The organism is Chryseobacterium gregarium DSM 19109, from assembly GCF_000430845.1.
GTDB classification, from domain to species: Bacteria; Bacteroidota; Bacteroidia; order Flavobacteriales; family Weeksellaceae; genus Chryseobacterium; species Chryseobacterium gregarium.
Window position 1 is genome coordinate 168124 of sequence record NZ_AUMU01000006.1, and the last position, 26444, is coordinate 194567.

The 26444-nt window shown below is 41.7% G+C and carries 22 protein-coding genes; 11 read left to right on the plus strand and 11 right to left on the minus strand.

Annotated elements, in window-relative coordinates:
* Positions 1 to 595 precede the first annotated feature (595 nt).
* Complete coding sequence (locus tag H561_RS0107485; RefSeq protein WP_027386447.1) at positions 596 to 790, plus strand: hypothetical protein; 195 nt, start codon at positions 596 to 598, stop codon at positions 788 to 790.
* Positions 791 to 1038: 248 nt separating this feature from the next.
* On the opposite strand, the gene H561_RS0107490 is transcribed toward H561_RS0107485, so the two are convergent.
* A complete protein-coding gene (locus H561_RS0107490) occupies positions 1039 to 1230 on the minus strand; it encodes a hypothetical protein (RefSeq protein WP_027386448.1) in 192 nt (63 codons plus the stop codon).
* A gap of 495 nt (positions 1231 to 1725) precedes the next feature.
* The gene (locus H561_RS0107505) at positions 1726 to 2265 is read right to left on the minus strand and encodes a hypothetical protein (protein WP_027386449.1); all 540 of its coding nucleotides are present in this window, start codon (positions 2263 to 2265) and stop codon (positions 1726 to 1728) included.
* A gap of 537 nt (positions 2266 to 2802) precedes the next feature.
* Between H561_RS0107505 and tssD the strand changes: the two genes are divergently transcribed.
* The 7 genes from tssD to H561_RS22220 all read left to right on the plus strand — a co-directional run bounded on the left by tssD (position 2803) and on the right by H561_RS22220 (position 10719).
* A complete protein-coding gene (gene tssD, locus H561_RS0107510) occupies positions 2803 to 3210 on the plus strand; it encodes a type VI secretion system tube protein TssD (protein WP_027386450.1) in 408 nt (135 codons plus the stop codon).
* Positions 3211 to 3463: 253 nt separating this feature from the next.
* Positions 3464 to 5323, plus strand: coding sequence for a type VI secretion system Vgr family protein (locus H561_RS22205; protein WP_155845759.1), 1860 nt, complete (start codon positions 3464 to 3466; stop codon positions 5321 to 5323).
* 86 nt (positions 5324 to 5409) lie between these two features.
* Positions 5410 to 6492: a DUF2931 family protein gene (locus H561_RS23270; protein ID WP_051349330.1), complete on the plus strand. Its 1083-nt coding sequence runs from the start codon at positions 5410 to 5412 to the stop codon at positions 6490 to 6492.
* Between the two features lie 10 nt (positions 6493 to 6502).
* Entirely contained in the window at positions 6503 to 8302 is a 1800-nt protein-coding gene (locus H561_RS0107525; RefSeq protein WP_027386451.1) for a phospholipase effector Tle1 domain-containing protein, read from the plus strand.
* A gap of 2 nt (positions 8303 to 8304) precedes the next feature.
* Positions 8305 to 9009 carry a hypothetical protein gene (locus H561_RS0107530; protein WP_027386452.1) on the plus strand — a complete coding sequence of 235 codons (705 nt, stop codon included), beginning with the start codon at positions 8305 to 8307 and terminating at the stop codon, positions 9007 to 9009.
* Positions 8997 to 10370 (plus strand): glycoside hydrolase family 19 protein, encoded by a 1374-nt coding sequence (locus tag H561_RS23275; RefSeq protein WP_051349331.1) that lies wholly within the window; start codon positions 8997 to 8999, stop codon positions 10368 to 10370. The genes H561_RS0107530 and H561_RS23275 overlap by 13 nt, the downstream gene beginning before the upstream one ends.
* Positions 10363 to 10719, plus strand: coding sequence for a hypothetical protein (locus H561_RS22220; RefSeq protein WP_155845760.1), 357 nt, complete (start codon positions 10363 to 10365; stop codon positions 10717 to 10719). Before H561_RS23275 ends, H561_RS22220 begins: the two co-directional genes overlap by 8 nt.
* Before the next feature lie 691 nt (positions 10720 to 11410).
* Here H561_RS22220 and H561_RS0107545 read toward each other — a convergent pair.
* From H561_RS0107545 to H561_RS0107590, 9 genes are all read right to left on the minus strand, one after another.
* Positions 11411 to 11728 (minus strand): hypothetical protein, encoded by a 318-nt coding sequence (locus H561_RS0107545; RefSeq protein WP_027386453.1) that lies wholly within the window; start codon positions 11726 to 11728, stop codon positions 11411 to 11413.
* Positions 11729 to 11734: 6 nt separating this feature from the next.
* On the minus strand, positions 11735 to 12790 hold the full coding sequence (locus H561_RS0107550; RefSeq protein ID WP_081411646.1) for an RHS repeat domain-containing protein: 1056 nt from the start codon (positions 12788 to 12790) through the stop codon (positions 11735 to 11737).
* A 191-nt stretch (positions 12791 to 12981) separates the two neighbouring features.
* The gene (locus H561_RS0107555; RefSeq protein WP_155845761.1) at positions 12982 to 13665 is read right to left on the minus strand and encodes a hypothetical protein; all 684 of its coding nucleotides are present in this window, start codon (positions 13663 to 13665) and stop codon (positions 12982 to 12984) included.
* A gap of 29 nt (positions 13666 to 13694) precedes the next feature.
* Positions 13695 to 14204 carry a hypothetical protein gene (locus H561_RS0107560; protein ID WP_027386456.1) on the minus strand — a complete coding sequence of 170 codons (510 nt, stop codon included), beginning with the start codon at positions 14202 to 14204 and terminating at the stop codon, positions 13695 to 13697.
* A 209-nt stretch (positions 14205 to 14413) separates the two neighbouring features.
* Positions 14414 to 15103, minus strand: a complete 690-nt coding sequence (locus tag H561_RS0107570) for a hypothetical protein (protein WP_027386457.1) — start codon at positions 15101 to 15103, stop codon at positions 14414 to 14416.
* A complete protein-coding gene (locus H561_RS22225; RefSeq protein ID WP_162143023.1) occupies positions 15081 to 18761 on the minus strand; it encodes a DUF6443 domain-containing protein in 3681 nt (1226 codons plus the stop codon). The genes H561_RS0107570 and H561_RS22225 overlap by 23 nt, the downstream gene beginning before the upstream one ends.
* A gap of 5 nt (positions 18762 to 18766) precedes the next feature.
* Positions 18767 to 19153 carry a four helix bundle protein gene (locus tag H561_RS0107580; RefSeq protein WP_034761718.1) on the minus strand — a complete coding sequence of 129 codons (387 nt, stop codon included), beginning with the start codon at positions 19151 to 19153 and terminating at the stop codon, positions 18767 to 18769.
* A 5-nt stretch (positions 19154 to 19158) separates the two neighbouring features.
* Entirely contained in the window at positions 19159 to 21936 is a 2778-nt protein-coding gene (locus tag H561_RS0107585) for an RHS repeat domain-containing protein (protein WP_027386459.1), read from the minus strand.
* Positions 21937 to 21944: 8 nt separating this feature from the next.
* On the minus strand, positions 21945 to 23567 hold the full coding sequence (locus tag H561_RS0107590; protein WP_027386460.1) for a T9SS type A sorting domain-containing protein: 1623 nt from the start codon (positions 23565 to 23567) through the stop codon (positions 21945 to 21947).
* A gap of 743 nt (positions 23568 to 24310) precedes the next feature.
* On the opposite strand from H561_RS0107590, the gene H561_RS0107610 reads away from it, so the two are divergent.
* From H561_RS0107610 to H561_RS0107625, 3 genes are all read left to right on the plus strand, one after another.
* Positions 24311 to 24511 (plus strand): hypothetical protein, encoded by a 201-nt coding sequence (locus H561_RS0107610; protein WP_027386461.1) that lies wholly within the window; start codon positions 24311 to 24313, stop codon positions 24509 to 24511.
* Between the two features lie 224 nt (positions 24512 to 24735).
* Positions 24736 to 24999, plus strand: coding sequence for a helix-turn-helix domain-containing protein (locus H561_RS22230; protein ID WP_034761641.1), 264 nt, complete (start codon positions 24736 to 24738; stop codon positions 24997 to 24999).
* Positions 25000 to 25158: 159 nt separating this feature from the next.
* Complete coding sequence (locus H561_RS0107625) at positions 25159 to 26178, plus strand: PDDEXK nuclease domain-containing protein (RefSeq protein WP_027386462.1); 1020 nt, start codon at positions 25159 to 25161, stop codon at positions 26176 to 26178.
* Positions 26179 to 26444: the final 266 nt, after the last annotated feature.

Sequence of the window (26444 nt, forward strand, 5' to 3'; positions counted from 1 at the left end):
GCTGTGACTAATCACGAAGTTAATAAATTTTGAAAGCAATTCACAACATTCAGGATTAGGCATTGGCGAACCTCCGTGCTGTGACTAATCAAGAAGATAATAATTTTTGAAATCCGGCAGGGTATGAAGTGGAGGATTCGGCATAGCCAAAGCAATGCACATTATTGTTTCAAAAAGTCCGCATCCGGTTTTGTTGTGACTCACCCCAATGACAAACTAAATATAATAAAAATAACACCATAAAATTAATGCATTAATAATTTTTTATGTAAAAACCTTTCAGGAACTGAAAGGGTGGTGAATCAATGAATGGTACATGCAAATGTCTAAAAATAGAATGATATGATTGGTAGATATATAACCGGATCAAAAATCCCCGGCCAAAGCCGGGGATTAAAAACTAATAACCATGAAAAACTCAAAAAATGAGCTGTGTTAAAATATATACGAGATACTATGGTCAACGGTTTTACTTCAAATCAATTTTTTTCTTCGGCGTTGCAGAAATCTTCAGGGATGCATTATAAATGCTACGAACCATCAACGTCATTTAGGATCTTTGTACATCAGGAAGAAATGAAATGCAATAACAACGATGCAGAATGACATCCGGATTGCTGAAGGACATAACGGGTTTGTCCGGGTGGTCGGTAGGTGGATCCGCATGCCTGTGAATAAAAAATTCAGTAGGGATGGTTCCGCTGATGATTTTCTTTCCGGAACCGGCATGCACCATCATTACACGGTGTTGCCACACCATGAAAATAACAGGCTGCAGGATGATGAATAGGGGTGTACTGAACCCGTGGTCAAGTTGTTAAATGCCGGTCCCATAGGTATTGAAGAAATAATACGGGATTGGAAAAAGAAACATTATCGGATTCCCGCGTATCCGGAAGGGATGGTATGGTCTCTACAGCTTTACGGTATTAGAGGCCCGGGGCGTTCTTACCGGGAATTTTCAGGAAGTGCCAAGTAAAGCAAATCCCCGGCAAAGGCCGGGGAAATCATTGGCTGATACGGTCTGATGCCGGGTTTTTAACTCAGGGGATCTACTGCGACCATGCAGAGATACCCGGGCCTCACCTGTGAAATGGGCCTGCAGGCCCCATTGATGCAGCACCAGTCGTTTCCGCACTGTAAATCGTCCGGACATTGCTGATATCCCCCTGCGATATTTTTCAGCTGTTTTCTGTCTAATTCCCTCAGACCTTTAAGATTTGTTTTCATATGATTGAATATTTGGCTGTTACAATAGTACAACTATTTTCATAATTCACAACCATGGGAGCAGTTTATTTCTCCAGCCCGCCGGCTTTAAAATATGGAGGGACAAGCGCAGCAGGACAGCAGGGCTCCGGCAATGCTCATGACTGTTTTGCCTGATCCTGTTCAGATAAAATCTTGATACCCTGAACTTCTGAAATATACTGTTTTTCATATCTGTCCCACATGTAAAATAGGTAAGTGCTCCGGTTTTTAGGAAAGTAAACCCCTGCCACAGCCTTCGGCGCAACAGGGGTTTATTTATTTCAAAGATAAAACCTCTCTAAAGCCGGAGCCTTAAAGGTCCGTTAACGGTTTCAGGCCCGCCCCCGCACCGAAGATAATCCGGCAGACGATCTGGAGGATGGGGCGTTCGATCGTTCCCGGGCGGGTAACTTTCTTAGCGCCCGGACCGGCTTTTGGGGTGACAAAGGCTGGGGCAGGATCAGGCCGTACTGCTTATTTTATAATTTTGCCGTCAATCTTAATGCTTTTCCACTGATCGTCCAAACCTGATCCCTTGATATAGCTTACCTGATGCGGTTGCCCTTTCATCTTTTCATGATATACCATATCAAAAGAAAAGGTTATTTTGTTATCCGATTTTTCAGTGACGGTTACTTTATAATCATTGGCCGTACGGTCATTAAGCGTAAAAAAGCTTTCCCCCACCTTGCTGTTGAATTGGGCACGGGTATATTCCTTGCCGTTTGCTTCCGGCCATGATTCCATTAACCGGTTGTTCTCATCGATTCTCAGATAGGCGGTTGAAACCGCATCACCGCCGGTTAAGGAATAGAATTTATAATACAGTCTGCCGTCTATTCTCACGGTATCCTGTACCTCGGTGTAATTCCGGGCGTCCATCTTCCAGTAGTTTCCGATTTGCATCGGTAAAAAGGATTGGGCGGGGTTGCTGCCGTTGCGCACCTGAGGCGTCTTGCAGGCTACAAAAATAAGGGGCAGCAGAAGCCATTGCATGATAGTTTTTTTCATCATTTTATTTAAATTGTTGATATTAAATTATTACCTGCCTTATGAGAGCGGTAAGGCCTTATCATGCTGAAAGGCCTAACTGTTCAGGGCGATCATTAAATTTTCTTCTTCCAAAGTACAAATAAATATTTTTATAACTGATCTTAATAAGATCGGTTAGAAGCCTTTCTGGTATTTTCAGCCAGGTGCGGTTGATAATGCTGTCTCAATCCCGAAGATAGGATTTTTGCAGGATATAATTTTTCAGTTGGTCAGTATCAAAATCTTCCTTAGTAGTACAGGATGATAAAAATATGATAATCGACTGATTAATCTGAGATGCCGAATTTTCTGCCGGTTTTGATTGTTATTTTATGCAGGGTAATTTACAGTTCCCTTTTACAACACCATATTAATCAAGCCTAACAGTTGTTAGTAGTAATACTACTACACTTTTTGATATTATAGCATTAAACGGCCTTTTTCTAAAATAAGTATTCTAAATTTAGTGAAGTAATCAACACCAGATCACAGCATATCAATAATTAAAATGTACCTATCATGGCAGAAAAAAATTCAAGAGGCATTCTGAAATTCAACGGCGGCGAAGGGCAGAAACTGCTCAGGCTTAATTATGGGGTGTCCCGTTCCACAGACGTATCCGGAAGGGTAGCATCAGACCCCTCCAATGCCCTGATCAAAATCACCGTAGAAGCTACAGAAAAATCTGATATACTGGAAAGCCTTTTAAACGGGAAATACAAGCCGACAACCGGAGAAATAACATTCAATAAATCCCATGAAGAAGGAACGCTGACTACTTTAAAATGGGAGAACGGGTATGTGATTCAGCATGAAGTGGATTTCGATGCCGTGGATGAAAACAGTATGTACATCAGTTTCATTGTCAGTGCAGAGCTGATCGACCTGGGTAACTCTTCTTACAAAGCAGAATGGCCTTCTTCCTAAAGGGTAATTTCTTAAAAATAAAAAATATCAGACAGAATGGGGTATCCGGTATCAGGAATGCCATTCTGTCTTTTTTACTTTATAATGATTGCGGTTCAGATCGTAACGCATAAGATCGCTCATAGGTTTTACCGGAAGTCTGAAAATGAATCTGACCCTGTAATTTTATACCCGAAAAGTTTTTTAACTTCACAGAGCATCTGTATATTTTTTAATTTCTTATGGTAAGAACCTCAAAAACACAGTAAATAATATGGATAAAAATACTTCAAATTCTGACAAGATTGCAGAGAATAATATTCCTGGAATCAACCGTGTGGTGAAACTGGATGTTGTCATTGACGGAAAGATTATCAAACATTTTAAATATTTCCGCCTGCAGCAAAGTGTAAGAAAGCATCATGAATTTGAACTGATCCTTGCCCATGATACCCTGTCTGAAAAACAAAATCATGAGCTTGAACAGGCCAATCGGTTTTTAGGAGGAAGACTGACGGTAAATATCAAATATAAAGACGTTGAAAACAGTCCGGAAAGAACATTTGTCGGGGTTATTACCAAAGTCGGATTCAGCCAGAAAAGCCACAGCCTCGGAAACGTCGTATTGAAGGGCTACAGCCCAACCATCCTATTGGATGCTGCTCCCCATACCCAAAGTTTCGGTGGAATACAGCCTGTAAATATGGGCATCATCGCCACCGACATCATCAGGCAGGGAATCGAAAGCAGTGAGTTTGATGTAAAAATCAATGCAAAAGTATCTTCTCAGATTTTATACAGTGCCCAGTATGATGAAACCCACTACAATTATCTTTGCAGAATGGCAGAAGCCTACGGAGAACAGTTTTATTACGATGGTGAAGTTCTCCACTTTGGAAACATGCCGCCTCAAAATAAAGCATTGGAACTGGTGTACGGAAGTAATGTTTCCGATGTTAGTGTTGAATTGAAAGCAGTCCATATCAAACCCAGCTTTTACGGATATAACAGCAGTTCCGATACCAAGCTCAGTTCCGGGGAAACTCCGATACAGCATGTGGGAAATTTAGCAAAAACCGCCTATCAGAACAATGAAAGAATATTCAGAACCCCATCACTGCAGGTGGCGCCGATAAAAGCGGCCACGGATATGGATGTGGTCATTTCCCAAACTTCTGCATCAGGAAGCAGGGCGGTAGAAGTCTTTACCGTATCAGGGGAAACCACCCTTCCTTTTTTATATCCGGGGTGTATTGCCGATATTAAGATGCGGAAAACCGACAGCAGCCAGACGGACTATTTTACAAAACTGATGATGACTGAAGTTACCCATGAAGTTGATACCCTGGGAAACTATACAGGGAAATTTGAAGCGATAGCTTCAGATACAGGATATATCCCCAAACCGGATTTTGTTATCCCCATTGCCCAGCCGCAGATCGCCACCGTCATCTCCAATACTGATCCTCAGGGGCAGGGCAGGGTAACCGTAAGGTTCGGCTGGCAGATGAACGATACGACTAATTTTATCCGGATGATGGCTCCCGATGCAGGGGGAACAGATAAGATCAGCCAGAACCGGGGATATATCGCCATACCCGAAGTCGGTGACCAGGTCATGGTAGGTTTTGTACACAACCATCCGGACAGGCCTTTTGTGATGGGAGGAATGTTTCATGGCGGGACCGCTTTGGGAGGCGGGGCAGACAATCATTTAAAATCCATACAGACGAGAAGCGGAATCAGGATTTTAATGAATGATGCGGAAGGAAGTGTCAATATTATCGATCCGAGCGGCAATAATTACTTCATGGACGGAGCAGGGAATATTGTAGTTACCGCGCCCAAAAACATGACTTTCAATGCCGGTGAGAATCTTAATATCAATGTCGGAAAAGATATGAAAACAAGTGTAGGGAATGATCATGCCATGAATATTATCAGCAATCATCAGTTTACTTCTAAGAATTATAAGCAGACCGTTAATGAAAATAAAACCGTCAATATAACGGGAGATTTAAAGGAGAACACTTCTACAACCACTCATAATGCCAAAAACGGCGATATTTTATTGCAGAGTGCGGGAGTTGCGAAAATGCTTGGTAAGATAGATGCCAAAGTGAACAAAGGCTAGACATCGGTTTGAATTCAAGGATTCAAACTATTATTAAAAAAGAAATTCGGATGTATGGATGTGTTAAAGAATAATTTCCCTAAACAATGAACAAGTCAATACCCTATTTATTAAGCTTATTATTCTTTATTCAGATCTCGTGTCAGGAAAAGAAAGACCATCAAAAAACAAAAGCAATGACCAAATATGAATGGACTGAGGGAACCTCTGCTTCCTTAGGGTATCCGATGGAAGTATATAAAGGAGGCATGGAATGTGAAGGGGGAGAGTGGGTCGGATTGGGTTTTGGCATCATTCCCGGCGGAAATACCTGGGGTACGATCAATAACGGAATGGGTAACGGTTTTAAAAGCCTCCCTTCCCGTCTGGATTTTATTTGGATGTCCTATATGGAAAATCAGTTTTATCTGATCGATACCCCTGTTGATACCGCTAAACTGAGATCGTATTTCAGCAAAGGCTATGAAGTAAAAGTGACTAACGGAAGCGGGGAAACGGAGCATCTGAACTATGACAGGATTGGCGTGGGAATGGCTCCCGGCGGCATTGTTGTGGTTTGGGTAGCCGGTGCCGGTGTTCAGAAAGAAGTAGGGAGGTATCAGGGAAGGAAAGTGACGATCCCGGAATCGGAAATTGCGAAACTGGATAGCCATGAAAACCGTTTCTGGCGGAAGGATTATCTGGAAATGGTGCATACCCGTGAACAGATCATCCCGGCAAAGGTACGGGACGAAAATAAAGGAAAACCTATTCCTTTTGGGATATGGGATGCGTACAGGATACGTTACCGTTGGAAGCCTGTTTTTGAACTTCCGGAAAAAGCAAAGCTCAACCCGTTAACAGACGTTGGCATCAGCATGATCAACGGAGAAATGGAACAGCTTGATGCTGCAAAAATTTCTCTGGCCCAAAATACAGGAAGGGCAATGCCGACAAGAATAGCTTTTGATTTTATAGGCAGTGATAATAAGGAATATGGAGCGAGTGGTGATCTGAATGAAAAATCAAGCTTTGAAGCGTTTAAAACGGTATTTGGAGAAGATCCGGATTCAACAGAAGCGGATATTATAATTAAAGTAAATGAAGCAAACAGCTATTTTACGGTACAGCTGAAAGGCGGAAACGGCAAATCTGCTTTTATAAAAGCTGATCAAGTGGAAGTTTTCTAAAACGAAGAGTATGGGAAAAACACTGGTGTATAATACAGGTAATGCTGTTCCTCCTATAGATGAACTGCATCTGGAAATAGGGATTTTTTTCGACGGTACTTTAAACAACCTCAAAAACACGGAGTTAAGGGAGAAGTACAGGGATGGGAAAAATAAAATACAAAGTACGGATACCCGGGAGCAGATCCTGGCGAAAGAAGAAGCAATAAAAAAAACAAGGGAGCAGCAGGAAGAAGAATTTGATGATCTGGAAAGCAGTGACATCACTGAAAATGATTCAGAACGCGACCGGTATCTCAAAGGGAGCCACAGAGGGTGGTTAGACAGTCAGGGCGTTGATAACAGCTTCAGTAACGATTATACCAATGTGGCCAGGATGTATCAATGTTGTGAACAGGTTGATTATGCAGTGTATGTAGAGGGTATCGGTACACTAAATAACAGCAGGGATGTGGACGATGGCTTTCAGTATGGTTCCGGTGAATCAGGAGTGAGAGGAAAAGTAAGAAAAGGATGCGAAAAAATCGCTGACAGGGTTAAGGTGCTTCTGAAAAAAGCTGTTTCAAAAAAGAAAGTAACAAAAATCACCATAGATGCTTTTGGATTCAGCCGCGGTGCTGCAGCCGCGAGAAATTTTGTCTATGAAATTAATGGACACAAAAGGGCAAAAGATATTGAAATCAGGAAATCAAGAAAAATCACCGGCTACAAAGAAGCAGGATCCTATGGTCATGAAGGGCCCGTTATCATTCCTGAATATGGAGATATCTGGATAGATAAAGATAATATTGAAGTAGACCCCAGGTATCTTACAGAGGGGAAACTGCCGAAATTCGGTTTTTTAGGGTATTATCTTTTAAGCAAGAAAATCTTATCTCCTGAACAGCTTGAGGATTTAACCTTGGATATCCGTTTTATAGGCGTCTATGAAACCGTTTCTTCTTATGAGGAATTCGGGGACATGGGCACTGCGAAAAGAGTGGGGTATAAAGGGATGGTCCATTCCACAGCAGGACCCAGCCACTATTTTGGCGATGATGTGGAACAGCTGCAGTTAAAAAATCCCGGACCGTATTTTAAAGCGGTTCATTTTACGGCAACGGATGAACATCGTGAAAACTTTTCGCTCACCAGGTTTCCGGGGAGCATTGAAAAAGAATTTCCCGGGGTTCATTGTGACATCGGGGGAGCTTATGAAAACGGAATGGAAGTGGTGGATGAAATTGAAACTTCCAATCACCAACCCCTGTGGGCATTAAAAAAACGGATGCAGGATTTAATTGATGAACACTGGTTTAAAGAAGATCAGATTGAGATCAGCAATACGGCACTCAATATTTTAACATTCGGAAATGTGTACCGGAAAATTACCGGGACCCGCTTTCTGCGAAAAGAGTACAGCTACATCCCACTGCATTTTATGGAAGAACAGGGGCTGAAGTTTTATGATCACAAGATCATAACAAAAACAGAAGCCACGTATTCCATAGCGCATGATGAACACCTTCCTGCTGCCAAAGTAAGGCTGCATGAATATGTTTTTGGCAGTAAAGAAGCCTGGGCATTCAAAAGCGATGAAGATCTGGAAAAAGAATATGATAAAATGAAGGCAGAAGAGCCTGTTGAACACACTACCGTAACCCCTGATAAAGACGGCAACCCGGTCATAAATATTCCCGGTGTAACGGTCTACGGTAACCGGTGGCAAAGCTTATTAAGAACGGTAAGAAATGAATATCTTCATTGGTCTGCCAACAGAGACTGGATGGGAATGGATCCCAACAGCGATTATCAGAGAAGAATATACTGAGAATGGTACCGGATATATTGAAAAACCTTCATCAGAAAACATACCGGCTGGAAACGATTGTCACCGAACAGAAAAATCCGTTTTATCTGACCGTGAAAAAATATGCAAGACATGCTGAAATCTATTATCTGGGGGAGGAAAAAGACCGTTTTAAGTATCATGTTTTAGTGGTGGATTTTATTTTTTCGGACGATGATCATGCAATGGGGAAATTTTTAAAACAGGTCAGTTATTTGTTTGATGAGCTGGAACTGACTGTTGATAAAGCCGGAAATATGGTTGAAGTCAATAACCTTGATTTTCTTCGCTTAAGATGGGCCGGGATGCTGGCAAAGCTTTCGGAAACCCATCAGGGAGAAGTTATAGATAACTATTTCAGTGAGATAAGCAGTCTGCTTGAGGATGAAAGCCGTCTGATCGGTTTTTTAGGAGGTTACCCTATGTTCGGATTGCTTTTCAACGGCTTGCTGCAGCCATTTGATACAAAAAGAAAGAGAGCGTCTCCTGATGGATTTACAGAAATAATGACCCCTGTAAAAGATGGAGACAAAGTGACGTTAACCATTTCTCCTGAAAATCCGGACCCGACAGAGATTGACCACTTCAGGGGAATATTTATATTCAAAGGAGATCATTATGAAGAAGGTTTTACAGAAATCAGGAAACATCATACCCATTTAAAACATTCATTACTATGGATAGGATAGATAAAGATACAGATAAAGAAGCTGCCATTCCGGAAACCCAGAAGCAGGGTACGGCACAGGACAATGACGAATCGAAGGAGGCCAACAGCCGGAAAATGGAGGAAAAGCGCGCTGAAAATGAGAAAAAAGACAGTGCCTCAGAAGATCTGCTGCTGGCCATAGATGGGGCAAAGATAAAATTCAATGCCCATACGGGCGAATTTAAAGTTTTAAATGATGTGCCGACAACCCAAGGGAAGCTTACCGGAACCATCGTGGAAAAACAGATTCCCAACTTTACATTTGATGATGGCTTTCAGATGATATCCCTCACAGAATGGCAGGATTTCGGGACCGCTAAAGTACAGGAGAATTATGTATTGTTAAAAAAATCAACCTTACCGGGGACCGGCAAAATGCCGGGTAATATACCGCCTGAAACCGGGAAGATAGAGTTTGTCACTTCCGGACAGGTCAATGAGCCTGAAAGTATTGATACAAAAGGAGCACCGGTGCCGGAAGAGAAGGATGATAAAAAATGTTTCTGTGAAAAAGATTTTACAGAGGATGACATTAAATCCTTTTATAAATCTAAAAAATTATTTACCGCTAAAAACTGCCCGTTACCCGATGGAATGAAAGAGTACAAAGCTTTTACAGAGGCTTTAAATAAAGCGATGAAAGATAACCATATCAATACATGCCTTAGAAAAGCACACTTTCTGGCGCAGATTGAAACGGAATCTGATAGGCTCAATACAACAATGGAATATGCCTCAGGATGGGATTATGACCATTCCACTCATCTAGAAGGGTATGAAAGTTTTAAACCCTATGTAAACTATAAGAAAGATAAAAAACTAAGTGCCGGGCTTCATAAGAAATTTAATGCTCAGGAAATCAAACAGATTCAAAGAGCTTATAACAGGTATAATGAATGTATAAAACACGGTCATAATGTTAAAGGCTACGGCCCTAAATATAAAGGAAAAGGATTGATACAACTGACCTGGAAAGACACCTATGAAAAATATTTCAATCATATCGGTAAGAAAGAATTGATTGATACCCCCGAAGTTGTTGCCGATGATTTAACCTATACCTGTGATTCAGCAGCCTGGTTCTGGGATGACCGGCAACTTGGGAATTATGCTGATAAAGATGATCTCATTCTTATCTCTGTCAGAATTAACGGTGGATTAAATGGTTTTGATCATAGAAAAAGTAATGTGAAATCGATCATTAAATTAATGAAAATCGAAGAGGATTGTAAAACAAATAAATTAAAACCAATAGGTACATATACATATGAAACAAGCGGTATTAAAAACCTCAAATGGGGTAAAAAGAATAAAGCCAAAATTGAAAAACTTGATGATTAGGTTATTTTTATTTCTGATGTACAGTTTTACCTATTCCCAAAGTATAAGCGGTACCTATATTCCGACTGAGCCCAAATGTAAAATCAACCTAAAAATTGACCCGGGCAATCATTTTATTTTTGAAATAGGGAAAGGAAAAAAAATTGAGGGAGTTGTGAAGCTTTTTAAGGAGGATAAAACAACTTATCTTGATTTTAACAGTAATATAAGTGCTATGTTTGACAATGATACCATTTATATCCAGAATTCCGGGAATTCAATAAATCCATATGTGCGTTTTGAAAAATGCAATGAAATGTACATTCATCTGGCTAAAAAAAGTGACGTTGAAACCTATCTCCGGCATTGAGAAAATATGATAATAAATACCTGTACAATCATCCGGCATATCAGTGAAATGGTAAACGGCAACAGATAAAATTAGGATGTCCAAAAAGCAATCGTATACTTTTTTACATACCGGAGTGTACTTATAAATATTTAATCGTCAATATTTTATAATTATTTTAATTTAAAAAGCATATTATGGTATACTAAAAATATACTATAAAAAAATACAAACCCCTGTTCCTTTATCAACCAGATAAATACAAATCACGATTTTTTTAATCGTGGTTTCCTCTTGCTTCTGTAAATCTCCTCTTTCTCATATTGTTTTTTACAATTTAAAGTTAATTATTTATACTTTTAAATTGTACTGTTTTTCGAGGAGCTTACGATGGGATATCGATATTTCAAAACTCTCGCTGCATCCTGCTAATATGTGCTGAAGAAAAAATATAGAAATTATGATAGACATAGTTTTCGTAGCAGATATAAAAAATAAATCTCACAAAACGATCGGATCTTTCCACACATTAAATTGTTGTAGGCTTCCCATTTTCAGAAATAAAATCTTAAAGTTTTCCATTATTTATAAATTTTTAAAATTCTATTGATTACTTGTTGTTGATCGGTTTCATGATGTATTTCAAATTTTTTCATAATCATTCTCTTAAACCAAGCTATATATTTTAGCTATAATTCTCAATAGGTTACTATTAATTAAGTAAAAAATCTTCTAAAATAATGGTTCCTACTTCTTCCTGCCCTCTTAAAACTGTATACTTGTAGTTTAATACAAGTTTATCTTTTACTAAATCAAAAAAGGTAAAAGCAATTTTTACAGAAAATGGTACATTATATTGAGCATTTTCTGGATCTTCAAACTTATATACAAAACTATAAGTATAATCTCCTATGACTAAAAACATCCAATTTACCTCATCTTCAATTGGTCTCATTTTAGATTTTAATAATTTACTTTTTTTTATTTTCAGTTCTCCTGCACAATGAAAAGTTCTATTCTCCGAAAGCATAATTTATTATTTAATTAATCTGGTTGGTTTTATTGCTTTTAAAGCTTTTTGGTTAAAAATGAAGGCACCTATGCCATCAGTGTTTGGTGACCAATACTTCATAGGATTATTTGAGTTAAAAATAACTCCTTCTACAATTGTATATCCATTTGGATAGAGTTGCTTTCCAAATGCATGGGCATTTTCTATAGAATTAGCAAAATACTTAGCTTCAGTTCCTCCTTTATTTATAAAAAATTTACCCGTTTTATTAATTGACGCTAATTCTGATTTATCAACTGCTCTGTAAACTTTCATAAGTCCACGTCCTCCAGCACTTATTTCTCCTCCCGGAGTAGGTTCCATAGCCGCGAAAAGCAGAATACCTGCAAATTCAGCCGCTTTATCCTTTACGGATAACCTTGGGATAAGGTCTTCTTTTCCGGCAGCCATTTTAACGGCCAATCCTGCTAACCCGAAACTATCTTCCAAAGTACCCGCTGCTCCGTTAATAAATCCTTTTAATACATCCTTTCCTCCTGAACAACAGTCTGTCGCACCAAACTGTGAAAAATCAATTCCCTGGAAATACTCTCCGGAGCCATTGTTCAGCCCGAGAAAAGCCAAAGCTTCCTCATACGTGGCTTCCGTTCCTTCAAGGCTTCCTGCTCCTCCACTACCACGTTCTCTTTCATTGCCTGAGGTGATTTCCACGAATTCCTCAAAGGAACCGAACTTTCTTATTTCTCTGCCTGCTCCGAACCATCCGCTTCCCGTAGGAACATTCCATGACCAGCCTTCGTCGACGGCCATGGCCTTTCTTCCGTCAGGATCAACAAAGCTGATCGGGTTATTGTAGGCATAATTATAAGGATTCACCCTTCTGGAGGTCTCGGCTAACGGATCAATCACGCCCCATCTTGCGATATCGGGCATGTACATCCTGGCTCCGAAATCGCTCCAGCCGGTTTCCTTCTGGAATTCCTTGCCGCCGTACTGGTAGGTATAGGCAGGGTTGGCTAAGGAAAGGGTATTGCCTTCATGCTTCAGCCCGAACGGGTAATAATCATTGGCACCTATAATCTCAAGAGCGCCTGCGCTGTTCCTTGCAAAACTTTATGAAAATAGAGTATTGAAAGTTCAATACCCTATTTTTCTATTATTTATACTAGATAATAAGTATAAAGGTTTTGTCTCAAAAAAAGTATCGACTCCATACTACTTTGTTTAATTTTTTTGACCTCATATTTTGTCATTATAAACAATTATAATCGTCATTCTTTATAATAAACATGGCCATATTTATTTATTTTTTTAGGAAAAACATATTTCAAACTCTCATTCGAAATAGAATTACAGTTTTTTCCTTTTTTACTGTTATCTATTTTTGAAATATTATTAAGAATATCATCGATATTTTCATAAATAACATTACCTTTTAGATCAGCATGTATTGTATTACAATAATTTTTCGCATCCTGTAAAGTGATCCATGAAGTATAATTACCTGTTTCTGGGGGAGGTGGCGGCATATAATGATATTCCATTAAATACTCATAATTAAAATCTTTATCAACTATAATCATTGAGGGTAAAAACATATATTTTCCTGCTGATCCTGTATATAAAGTTATATTATAAACAGATTTTTTATCATGTACTATCCCTTGTTTAAAAGTAGTAAGAATTCCTTTATTATATTTTTTAGAAAAGAAGATAAGATTTACCATATCAACAGTTCCTACATTTTCATCAAAGTCAAGCCCTCTTCTATCAAGAATATAAAATACACTGTAAGAATTATTATCTAATATTTTTATAATATCATTCTTTTCGGTAGTTAAATTAACTGAAATTTTTTTATTCTCTATATCTGCCATTTTCATCTGAGAAAAGACATTCATACTAAAAACCAACGTTAGTAGTAATACTATTTTACTTAATTGTTTTGACTCCATATTTTGTCATTATAAGACAATTATTAACTCTACTTTTTATAGTAAACCGGTCCATCTTTATCTATTTTCTTTGGGAAAAAAGATTTCAAATCTGCATCTGAAGTTATAGGATTGCATTCTTCGTACTTATTATCATTTGTATTTATTTTATAAATGTTACTTAAAATATCATCTATATTCTCATAAATTGCGTTACCTTTTATATCAGTACGTGTTAAATTGCAATAATTTTTAATATCCTGTATTGTAAGTCTATTCATAAATACATTTCTATCATGTGGTAAATGAATGTATAAATAATTCATTAAATAATCGTAATTAAAATCTTTATCTACTATGATCATTGAAGAAATAAACATATAGTTGCCGTGAGCACCTGTACATAAATTTATATTATAAACTGATTTTTTATCATGTTCTATACTTTGTTCGAAAACAGTAAGAATTCCTTTGTTGTATTTTTTAGAAAAGAAGATAAGATTTGCTAAGTCAATATTTCTTAACTTTTTATCAAAGTCAAAACTTTTTCTGTTTAACATATAAAATACGCTATAATCTTTATTTTAAAATATTTTGATAATATTTCGTTTTTCAGTATTTAAATTAACTGAAAATTTTCTATTTTCTATGTCTGCCATTTTCATCTGAGAAAATACATTCATACTAAAAACCAACGTTAGTAGTAATATTATTTTACTTAATTGTTTTGACTCCATATTTTGTCATTATAAGGCAGAAACTATTATCTTTATTTTTTATAGTAAACACGACCATCTTTATCTATTTTCTTCGGAAAAAAGTCTCTAAGATCCATCTCATAAACAATGGGATTACATTTTTTATTCTTATTATCAGTTGTACTTATCTTAGAAATATTACTTAAAATATCATCTATATTCTCATTAATAATATTGTCATTTATATCTATTTCTACTCCATTACAACGATTTTTATTACTTTGTATTTTAATACCTGAAGTATATATTTCACTTTTAGGTGGTGGTAAAGGCATATAATAATACTTCATTAAATATTCATAATTAAAATCTTTATCAACAATAATCATTGAAGGAATAAACATATATTTGTCATGAGAACCTGTAAATAAGTTAATATTATACACTGATTTTTTATCATGTTCTATACTTTGTTTAAAAAGAGTAAGTATTCCTTTATTATATTTTTTAGAAAAAAATATTAGATTTACTAAGTCAATATTTCTTAAATTTTTATCAAAGTCAAAACTTTTTCTGTCTAAAATATAAAATACGTTATAATCTTTATTTTCAAATATTTTGATAATATTTCGTTTTTCAGTATTTAAATTAACCGAAATTTTTTTATTTTCTATGTCTGCCATTTTCATCTGAGAAAAGACATGCATATTAAAAGCTAAAGCTATTAAGAATATTATTTTATTTAATTGTTTTGACTCCATATTTTGTCATTATAATATTAAAATTTGTTTGAGTAGCCGCACCATTCCTATACCAGACCCATCCATGTTCATAATGTTCTCTGGAGGTTTGATTATAATTAATAAAATTTTGAAAAGGAATTATTCCCTTACCTTTAACAACATAATTACTTGAAAAATCCCGGTTTACAAAAATATCCCTGGACTTTACTAATGAAGAAAGTCCCGTACCAAAAAGTATATCATTTGCTGAGAAACAAGATGCCATGATTAGATTTTTCCCGTCTTTCACATAATTACCGATCCCAATAAGACTATCAATACTGCTTTTTTTATCGGCAGCCAATTTACCTGGATCAGCAATATACTGCTGAATATCTGTTCCGTATATTTTTTCAGTTTCAAGGTTGGTATAAAAGCCTGTATCAGGTAAAACTTTATATCCATTTCGTCCATTAATGCTTGAATCAGGAATTAATTCACCACTTTCGTCTAATATATAACGTTCACCTACCAAACCATGTGCATTAATATAAATATTATCAGCCTGGCTATTTCCCAGATATTTTGTCAATTGTTTTAGAGCATCTGCGAGGCCGGAAGCGTCTATAATATGCCATCCGTTTGCTTCAAAATCACTGTTTACAAAATTGCCAAGGCCCTCTTTATCGCTTCGAATAAAATTAAGGATGATGTTTACAGCACTTCCGCCGCCACCTCCGCCTTTCTCTCTTTCATTGCCGGAGGTCATTTGCACAAATTCTTCAAAAGATCCAAAATTTCTTCTTTCATTAAACCATCCGCTTCCCGTAGGAACATTCCATGACCAGCCTTCGTCTACAGCCATGGCCTTTCTTCCGTCCGGGTCTACAAAGCTGATCGGGTTATTGTAGGCATAATTATAAGGGTTAACCCTTCTTGAGGTCTCCGCTAATGGATCGATCACGCCCCATCTTGCGATATCGGGCATGTACATCCTGGCCCCGAAATCGCTCCAGCCGGTTTCCTTCTGGAGTTCCTTGCCGCCGTACTGGTAGGTATAGGCAGGGTTGGCTAAGGAAAGGGTATTGCCTTCATGCTTCAGCCCGAACGGGTAATAATCATTTTTTTCAAGAACTTCTGCGCTGCCGGAGGCATTTTTAAAATAGCTGACCCTTACATTTCCTAAATGATCATTATAGCTGTAAATATACCTGTTTTTTTCAAAATCGTAATAGCCTTCTGAAGTAGGGACGAATTTTAATCCCAGAGTAAATTTCCCCGTTGAACTGGTGGCCTCATACTGGAAGCCGTCCAGGTATTCCGTGAGGGTAGACGTTTCCTTATTGGTGAGCCCTGAACCGTAGGTATACAGTTTTTTAAGCTTGGTGCCGTCTGCCCGGTAAAGACAGGTCGTATTCACATTAAAACTGCCTTCTCCCCCGAAGCTGGCCCTGGGCACGTAGGACCTGTCAAACTTTACGTAGTTGGGAAGGTCCAGGATATTATAGTCGATCTGAAGGATGCCTTTATCGGTATGGCTGGTCATGCTTCCGTTATTGTCATAGCTGACCGGGTTTCCCGAGACATCCGGGTAGCCGCTGTAGTTTCCCGAAGCATCCGTGACGGTATTGAGCCGGTTGCCGGTGTAGGCATAGGCAAGGTTGTCAATCAGGGCTGCGGTGGAGGTAAAGCTGTTCCCGGTCCTCTGCAGAGAGGTGATATTCCCCCCAAGGTCGTAAGCCGCGGTTTCATTATAGAAATTATTCTGCGGGACGGAAGCGTTGGGTTCGGAATAGGTTCCTTGGGTCAGCCTGTTCAGGTTATCATACCGGTAACTGTATTTTTTCAGGATGTTATCCGCCGCGGTCTTCCAGCTTAGCTCCGATACGTTGCCGCTGTACTTTCCGGGAGCGGCCGCTCCCGGATCAAAGTAGGAGAGGGCATAGGCGAAGAGGTCGGTTCCCAGGCCGGCAGGGTCATTTACTTTTGTTACCGATCCCCTCAGGTTATAGGCATAGTCTATGCTTTGGAGATTGTTTCCCACTTTCTTATTAACAATCCGGGAAAGCTCGTTATACGTATTCTCAGATAAGAGTTCCTGCGGCTGGCCGTCTACCTGGTGCCACTGCTTTTTCAGGCGGTTCCCGCTGTCGTACTCAAAAGTCTGGGTAATGACTTTCGGCGTATCGGAAGACAGCCTTGCATGATACACTCTGGTCTGCTGTACCATCCCTGCAAAATCAGGCAGGGATTCTGTTCTGGTATAGCCTCCCAAATGGTTGACGGCATAGGTTCCGACGGCCCTTGCTTTTTCATCGTACCAGATATAGTTTCTGGTCCAGCTGTCATCTTCAATATTCTTCACATAGGAAGCGGTAGGGAGGTTTTTGGTATTCACGGCCGCTGCCATATCGTCCCCGATGGTGTTTTTCCCTAAAACCTGGGCAGGCCTTGCGGGGCTCCCTGCAGGATAGGTATCGTAATAGTTAACGGACAGGATTTTGGTAAACGCAGTGGGGTAAACGGCATTGGTATAATAAGCGGTTACGCCGTTGGCTGCGAAGCCTCCTGCATGGCGGCCTTCATTCTGCACGGCTGCTGCCCCTGCAGTGTCCGCCGTGTTCTGTTCAGACTGCCTGCCCTGGCTTCCGTAATCCTGTGAGCTTGTATAGAGTCCGGTATACGCCACCCTGCCGTATTTATCATATTTGCTGAAAAGCCATTGCCTGGAAGCACCCATATGGGCATCCTGGGTCATCAGCACACGGCCCTGTTTGTCGTACACGGTGTATTCCCAGCCTTTTCCGGGCAGCTTTTTTTCCACCTGCCGTCCTTTGAGATCATATTTATACTGGTAGCAGAGGTCATTGAGCAGGGCAGGGGTCAGGGCCTGGGAAACGGCCAATGGCGGGATGACAAAAGCCAGCTGCCCGTATTTGTTGTAGGCATAATACGTATCCGTATTTTCTTTCCTGACCAGCACGGTCTGCCCCTTCCCGTTTTTAAACTCGGTTGTTTTGTGCCCGTCTTCATCGGTGACGGAAGTTTTGATCAGTGTCCCGGCACTGTAGTTCCCTGACGCAGAGACGGTATTCCCGGTAGCGCCGCCCGTCCAGGCAGTGGTAACGGTATATTTTTTTACTTCATTTACCGCATTGAGCTCATATCCGTAACTGACGGAATGCCCGTGGTAGTCTGCCCCCGGTTTGGTACCGGAAAGGATTTTCGCGGCAGGCGAGTTTTCCATCACGGATTCGGAATAGAAGTACGGATCGGAACCGTAGGTCTGCGGAGCGATGGATTTCGGATCGGTATAAAAGGCGCCGTTCTGCGTTCCTGCCTGCGGGATCGGCAGGTAAGATTTTACCTGCCTTCCAAAAGCATCGTATTCCAAAGGGATCACGATGTCTTTCCCGTTTGGCGAGGCTTTTATGCTGATCACCTGTTTAGACCTTCCCAGCCCGTCGGAATATTCCACGGCCTCGGTTTTCTTTGTGCAGTCTTCATTCAGGCAGGTTTTGGTGTAGATGTAGTTCTCACCTGTGGAAAGGTTTGTTGTCTGTGCATAGAGGGCAAATGAAAAAAGAAGAAAGAATAATGAAGAATACTTTATTTTCCTCGATTTTTCACTTTTCATTTTTAATTTTTCACTCCCTTTTATTAGTTTTTCATTCCCTGTTATTATGTTTTCATTCATGGTGATCATTTGTTGAGGGTAGATTTTGAGGTTTTGATACTGGAAACCAGCATACTGATAAGCTCATTGTTTTGTTTTACATGCGTGTTAAAAGAATCATTATCAATGTAATTTGTATAATTCAACAGCTCCAGCCAATAGTGTGTCTCATTAGCCTCTTTTAATGCAATTGAAAGTTTGCTGATGAAATCCGGTTTGCTCTGGGCAAACTCTGCTTCCCTTACCAATGCTCCTACAGTAGTTCCGCTGCGAAGCATCTGTTTAGACATTACAAACTCTTTATGTTCTGTCAGTTTTTTATAAAGATTAACGATATCAACACTGAAGGCAAAACTCTTATCTTTCAAAAAATTCCTTCCCGGATTTTTCATTTTTAATTCTTCATTCTTCATTTCCATCAGTGCTTGTAGTTGTACTGGTTTTCTTTTAATATCTGCCCTTCGCTGTTTTTTACCCTTAACAGCCTTCCTGAAGCATCGTATTCGTACGTTGCTTTGATGCCGTTAGGCGAAATAGAATGCGTAATGCCTACCAATGGATCATAAGTATATGTTGTAATGGAATACCCCTGAAGCTGAGTTGCAGTGCGAAGGCTTTCCAGCGCAGTAAGCAGTGCTGGCTCATTGGAAGGATTGTCTGCGTCTGCATTGGAGGCGCTGATAGCCGCAGTAATTATAGATAAGGATGAAATATCACTGTATTTGGGGCCTGCGATCTGTGCGATAGGAAGGGTCTGATCATATCCCCAGATCGTTGTTACTGAATTCCCGGCCTTATCCGTGGTCTGTACCAGGTTGCCTTTGTTATCATATACATCAAAGGTGATCTGGGTTTCAGCAGTCTGGTTCAGGTCTGCCCATTCCAGCGAGGTCGGGTAAAAATGACCGGTATTATTATACTGAGTGGTCACCTTGGTCATTACGGTTCCGTCCGTTTTGGTTTCTATCTGCAGGGGCACGGAAATCATATTGGCATTGGTCAGCCGCGTATTGTTCAGGCCCTGTGCATATCGGGTAGTGGTTTCAGTAAACGAGCCGTCCTGGGCCGTGGTTCTGGACAGGGATTCCTGGAAATTGTCAGGGCTGAAAGTGGTTTCCGAAACCGTCTGGTAGGCAGACTGGCCCAGATAGGTTTTGGCGGTTTCCTTTGAGTACTGGAGCCAGGCCGGTTTGGTGGTGGTATCATAGACCGTATAGCCCAGGGAATTGGGGATATCCTGGAAAGTATATTCATAATCATAACTTTCCTGAAGGTGATTGGTGTTGTCATAGACCTCCTTTTTGGCCATTACCCCGCTCGAGGTAAGGTTATAGTACAGGAATTTTGAATTGGCATCCTTATAGTCATCCGGGGTTTTGAACGTATAGTGAATACTCCCATCATTCTGAGTTCCTGAAACCTCGGTTTCCTTTACGTTTTTATACAGGATAAAATAGTCCGTAAAATCCATAGGGTCTAATGGATCGCCGTAAAAAGCATACCCGGTAGCATCCAGTGGATTCGTAAAGGAACTGTACTCGTATTTTTTTGTTTTGACCGGGGTGCCGTCAGCATCATAAGAACGGATCATTTTAATTCTTGCCCCCGTTCCGTCTGCCACATAATTCCGGTAAGGCTTAGGTTTTGATTTGATCTGGTACACTTTGAAATTCCCGTATCCATACGCATTGTTGATGTTGACGGTATACGTCCCTGCCTTCAGTTTATAATAATCTGACGTACAGCCGGTCTGTCTGTTTACGATGGTTCCGTTGGAATCTTTCACGGTATAGGTCAATACCATATTATGCGGGTCATTCGGGTCAAGCGGATCATTCGGGAAGCCGTCGTTCAGCTGCTCATTGATGATGATCACAGGATACAGGGGAGTGCCCGGGTTCCCGCTTACCTGGAAGCTATAGGTCCTGGTATTGTCGGTATGGTACGGGATGGCGGTCTCTCCCCAATACTGTACGGCCGGATCTTCTATGTGATCCATGTTGCTGTAATCCAGCTGGCTTTTATTGGCATACAGCTCATTGGCTTCGAAATCATAGACCACATAGCCCTGGGTTGGGAAGGTGATTTTCTTCAGCAATCCGATGGTACTCTTTTGGGGATTCGGGCCGTTTGAGCCGATATTACAGAATGAAGCGGTATAATCCCCGTAATCAGTATCAGAACCCGTGGTATCGTATTCAAAACCGGTCCGTTCGCTCACACCGAGCAGTTTATCCGTTTTTTTCAATCCGGAAAGGGTTCTTTTGTTTATCAGTGCCGAGCTGTAACTGCCGAACTGCATAGCGCCGTATTCAGGTTCATACCTCGAGATGAAATGCCCTGCCTTATCATACAGCATGATGTACTTTACCGAATAGGCATCATTATCCGGGTTTTCCGTATTAAAGTAGTCCGTATCGATGTCATAGGTAAACATAATTTTACCTTTTGCGGTGGTAATTTCCTTTGATTTGCTGTACTGGTATTTAATGGTGGCAGACGCTCCTGCATATCTGGTTTTTTTATCGTAGGTATAGCCGGCGAGCTCGTTGTTCCCGGCATCGGTAATCCTGGTGAGGAGAAAAGAGGTTTTGTAATTGATGTTCTGGACTCCCTTTTTTGTCAGCCCGAGGCTGTAGTCATTGAAGTAATACTGGTAGCCTTTGTCGTCGGTAATCTTGAAAGAAGCAATGACCAGCCGGGTGGTCGAAAGATCCCGGGTATATTCTAATTTTATTTTCTCCCCGCTGATGTTGTTCAGCACCAGTGCGTTGGTCACTGCATCTTTATAGATGCTGAATTTGCCGGAATGCCCCGGGATACTGTAATAAAAGACATCGGCATATTTTTCCGCAGTGTCTGTCCAGTTAAGCGTGTCATCCACTTCTTCAATCACTTTCCGGCTGATGGTCCCGCCCTTAAACAAAGACCATCCCAGGCCCACCTCGCTTGCCGGGACCTCCGGTTTGGCATTATAGGGGTGATAAGACAGGCCCACCGAAACCGGAAAGTTTTTATCCGAAGTTTCCAGCTGGTAAACCGGAATGCTGACCGAAGGAATACCGGTTGAAGGCGATACGCCTGCATTGACATAATTGGCAATAGATGACGTGGAAGGCTCAGGCAGGTTGTTATTCTGAGCCTTTATAAAAATGCTGAATACAGACAGCAGTATAAGCGGTGTATTGTTTCTCATCGTTGTGTTTATTTTTTTATCAGTTTCGCACTGGCCGTTTGTTGATCATCTGTTTTTACGGCCACCAGGTAGGCCCCCTGCACCAATGCCTGGGTATTGATCTTCGTCACTTTGTTTTTTGTTTTCAGGCTCTGCAGCTGTCTTCCGCCCATATCATACAGTGTAATATCCGCTTCCTTAAAATCCAATCCGATTTCCACATACGCATAATCACTCACCGGGTTCGGGTAGATCTTAATATCCTGCTTTTCGATCAATTGATCCAACTGCTTATCCCCAAGCTTCACGATCTTCCAGTTCTCTTTCCCGGGTTCCTCCGCACTTGTTCCGGCTAAGATAATCGAGCCATCTCTGTTGAGTTTAATATCAGACAATCTTTCTTCTCTTTTGCTGGATTCTCCTTTAACGTGCTTCCGCCACTGCTCATTCCCGCTTTCGTCCAGGTATAGCATCCAGAAGGTCTCATCATCCGTCTCCATCCTTTCCTCAGCCTGCGTATACCCGCCCAGCAAAATCCCGGTACTCACATCTTGACTTTTGGCTCTTGGTTCTTGGCTCTTGTTTCTAGCCTCTTGATTCTTGTCTCTTGCATCCTGTCTCTTCGCCACCACACTCATCCCCATCAGCACATCCCTATTCTTAAAGTTGTATGACTTCTGCCACATCTCTTCACCCCTTTCATCCAGTGAAATCAGCCACAAGTCAGTCCCTTCTTCTATGCCTACCGTTTTATTGCCTGATCGTTCCGACCTTGATTCCCCGCCGATTAAGTATCCTGATGAAGTCAAGGCCAGAGTCCTTGGATGGTCATCGCCTTTGCCGCCGAAATTCTTTTCCCATTCTACCTTGCCGTCTTTATTAAGCTTAATGATCCAGTAATCGCCCTCGCCGAAGTTTTCGGTTTTCTTGGATCCGCCGGCACTGCTTCTTGAATACACCCCCAATAAAGCCCCGCCGTCTTTCGTTGGCACCATCTTCTCCACCTCATCCAGGCCTTTTCCGCCTAAGAGCAGTTGGGATAATTCTTTTCCGTTTTTATCGAGCCTTATGATCAGGACATCTTTGGAGCCGTACCCTTTTCCCGTTGCCTGAGCGGAGCCGAAGGCAACATTCCCTGCCACAAAGAACCCGAAATCCGTCGTCTGGATCACGGCTCTCGCTTCTTCATCGGAAGCGCCGCCGATGGTTTTCTGCCATAATTCATCCCCGAATTCATTGATCCGTATCAGCCAGAGGTCAGATCCTCCTTTCGAATCTTCCTTTTTATCCAGGCCTTTATTGCTGAAGGAAGTGCCTGACAGAAGGAAACCTCCCTCCTGGGTATTCACGGTAGCCGATAAGAAATCATGGTTCTTTCCGGAGAAATATTTTTCCCATACTTCTTCGCCCTGTGGGTTCATTTTTATCAAATGAAAATCGAAACCATTATTCTGCTGCCCGTTGCCGGCTGCCGGCTTTTGGCCCGGCTGGATGGAGCTTCCGGTAATCAGGTATTGCTGGTCGATGGTGGTGGTGACCTGCGAAAGGAAGGCCTGGGCAGAGGATCTGATCTCCTTCTGCCAAATAATTTCCTGGGCATGCGTACCCATGAGGGCACACACGGTAAGTGCGCTTAGATAGAGTTTTTTCATGTCGGGTATTCTACGTTTTATATTGTTATGATACGGGTACGAAAATAAAAAGGTTTCCGGATGAAAAATTATGGGAAACCGCAGGGTTTGAAAATAAGGGTAAGAATGAATATTCCTCAGAGGTTTGCTGTATCATGGTAAGTTTGGCTTTCATTAAATTTGGTCATGTCTCATACTCAGGCAAAGATAGTGCTCTTAAACGACAGAACGTGTCGTATTTTATCTTTACCTGCAAAAAACCGGATCCGGCTTAGTATAGTATCACGGCCCGTAATTTATAAGATTACTTTTTGACTCTAATTTTGGCTGTACCCGGCATCTGCACCGGCCCTTATTTATCATGGGCCCTACAGCAGGCAAAGATATGAAAATATATCTTTTTAACAATATTTGATTGATTTTTTAACAATATATTGTTGTATTTTGGTCTTTTAGTATACTACAGCGGCTTAACGGGGATTTGCCAAAACAGTTTCCTGTACTCATATGGAAAAGAAATGGTGAAGGTTCAGCAGGAGAGGGCCTTGTAGAATATTTCAATATCGGGTATATTACTTTAGAAGCGGGTCAGGATTAGGGTGAGTTGTGAAACCTTATTAAAAAACTTCCATCGTCTGTTTTAACCCGGTTCCATGGCCAGCCCGGATAACGGATTCATTTTCATGCTGCCCGAAGCTTCGGGACCGTTCAGCCCACCTTCTCTTTTATACACGGGCTTCTTCTGTACCCGTCAATCCTGGTGAATGAATGGGACAGATGTGATCCTGCATCAGGGTCACGCTGCCGGGTGGCTGCAGCCTGTTGGATTAAGCAGGGAGCTGCTGACAGGACAGGCGGCGGCAATTCCGGAGGGTGCTCTGACGGCTGCTTCCCTTATCTGTATTTATAAAGGGCCGGGCCGGCAGGGGAGAGGCCTTTACATCGCTTACCCTGCCGGGTTTTAAAAGGGTAATATCCGGATACGGAACTGAGCTGCAGCATCAAGGGACATATTGTCATCCGGGGCAGTACGGAGCGGCTTACCTTTAATCCCTGTCAGGCAGGGGAACAGCCGGGGTATAAAAAAAATGACGGACTGAATAATAATTCACCAAGTGTTGACGTTTAAATACAAAAACATAACGCTTATGGGGACAGGATTATTATTTTAATTAATAACCGTAACACGATGAAAACAGAATTCAACACGCCGTTCTCCGAAGAAGAAGAACCGTTTAAAGGCAAGCTCCTGGTTTTCCTTTCCGAAATTCTCAAAACCCTCGACCAAAAACAGCCTTACGGCGCCGGGTACTATGACAGTGCCGACGTCAAGCAGCTGCTGAACATCAGCGACCGGACCCTCCACCGGCTCAGGAAGTCAAACGCCATTCCCTATACCAAAATCGGGAAGAAGATATTTTACCCCAAATCCTTCTTTCACGGCGAGCCCTGACCGGATCCCGTTCCGTCCGGAAGCCTGACCGGATCCCGTTCCGTCCGGAAGCCTGGCCGGGCTTTGTCCCGGCCAGGCTTTCCCCGGTAAACCTTTTTTTCATTAAGTGTAAACAGCGTATCCCTGCAGAAGGGGCACATAAATTTATGATCCTTAACCATGTTTCTCAACCCGTCAGTCATATCAGATATCAGAGCCATCATTGCGCGGGCCCGGGAGCGGGCGTCCCGGGCGGCAGACCACCAGCGGACACTGATGTACTGGGAAATCGGCCGGCGCATCTTCGAGGAAGAGCAGCAGCGGAAAGAGCGGGCGTCCTACGGGAAGTACCTGACGCAGCTGATTGCCCGGGAGCTGGAACCCGAATTCGGCAGCAGCTTTTCGAGGCGGCAGGTCGAGCTGTTCCGCCAGTTCTACCGTGCTTTCCCGATTTCGAACGCACTGCGTTCGCAATTGAGCTGGACCCAGTACCGGCTCCTGATGCGCCTGGGTACCGAAGCGCAGAAGGCCTTCTATATGGCCGAAGCCATCAAGAACAACTGGACGTCCCGGCAGCTGGAACGCCAGGTATACAGCAACCTGTACGAACGCCTGTTGCTGGGCAGTGACCCAGAAAACGTGCTGGCGGTTGCCCGGAACGAGAAGCAGCCGGCCGGTGCCCGGGAAATCATCAAGGACCCGATGTTCCTGGAGTTCCTCGGCCTGAAACGGGAAGCGGCCTATTACGAAAAAGACCTGGAGCAGGCCATCATCACCCATCTCCAGGAGTTCCTGCTGGAACTCGGCAACGGCTTCTCCTTTGTGGCCCGGCAGAAAAGGATCCATATCGGAGGGGATGACTTCTTTGCAGACCTGGTGCTGTACAACCGGCTGCTGCAGAGCTTTGTCATCATTGAGATCAAGACCCATGCGCTGACCCATCAGGATATCGGCCAGCTGCAGATGTATGTGAATTACTATGACCGGGTGGAAAAGCTGCCCCGCGAAAACCCGACTGTCGGGATCCTGCTGTGTGCCGATAAAAATGATGCCGTCGTACAATTCACGCTCCCCGAAGGCCAACAGCAGATCATCGCCAGCCAGTACCGGCTGTACCTGCCTACCGAAAAGCAGCTGCTGGATGAAGTCAGCCGGGAACTGGGGAATTATGATGAGAATGCCCGCCCTGATGATTGCTAAACAAACGGCTGGCATTTTCCTTTATAGCCGGGCAGTTCGTTTATCCGGTACAAAGAAACTGTTATCAGGGCTTTGTAATAAAGCAGTTTTTGAATATTCACCTTCACTATTTCCGGCTGCATGATCCCGTTCACGGCATCGGATATTCCTCAGCGACGGGTAGCCTGTCCTTAAGGACTACCTTTTCTCTCAGTCTGTCTTACTGTATGTATGCTCAAAAGATTTTTACTATTGTGCCTATGCTTTTATGTACGGCCTGCCGTTAT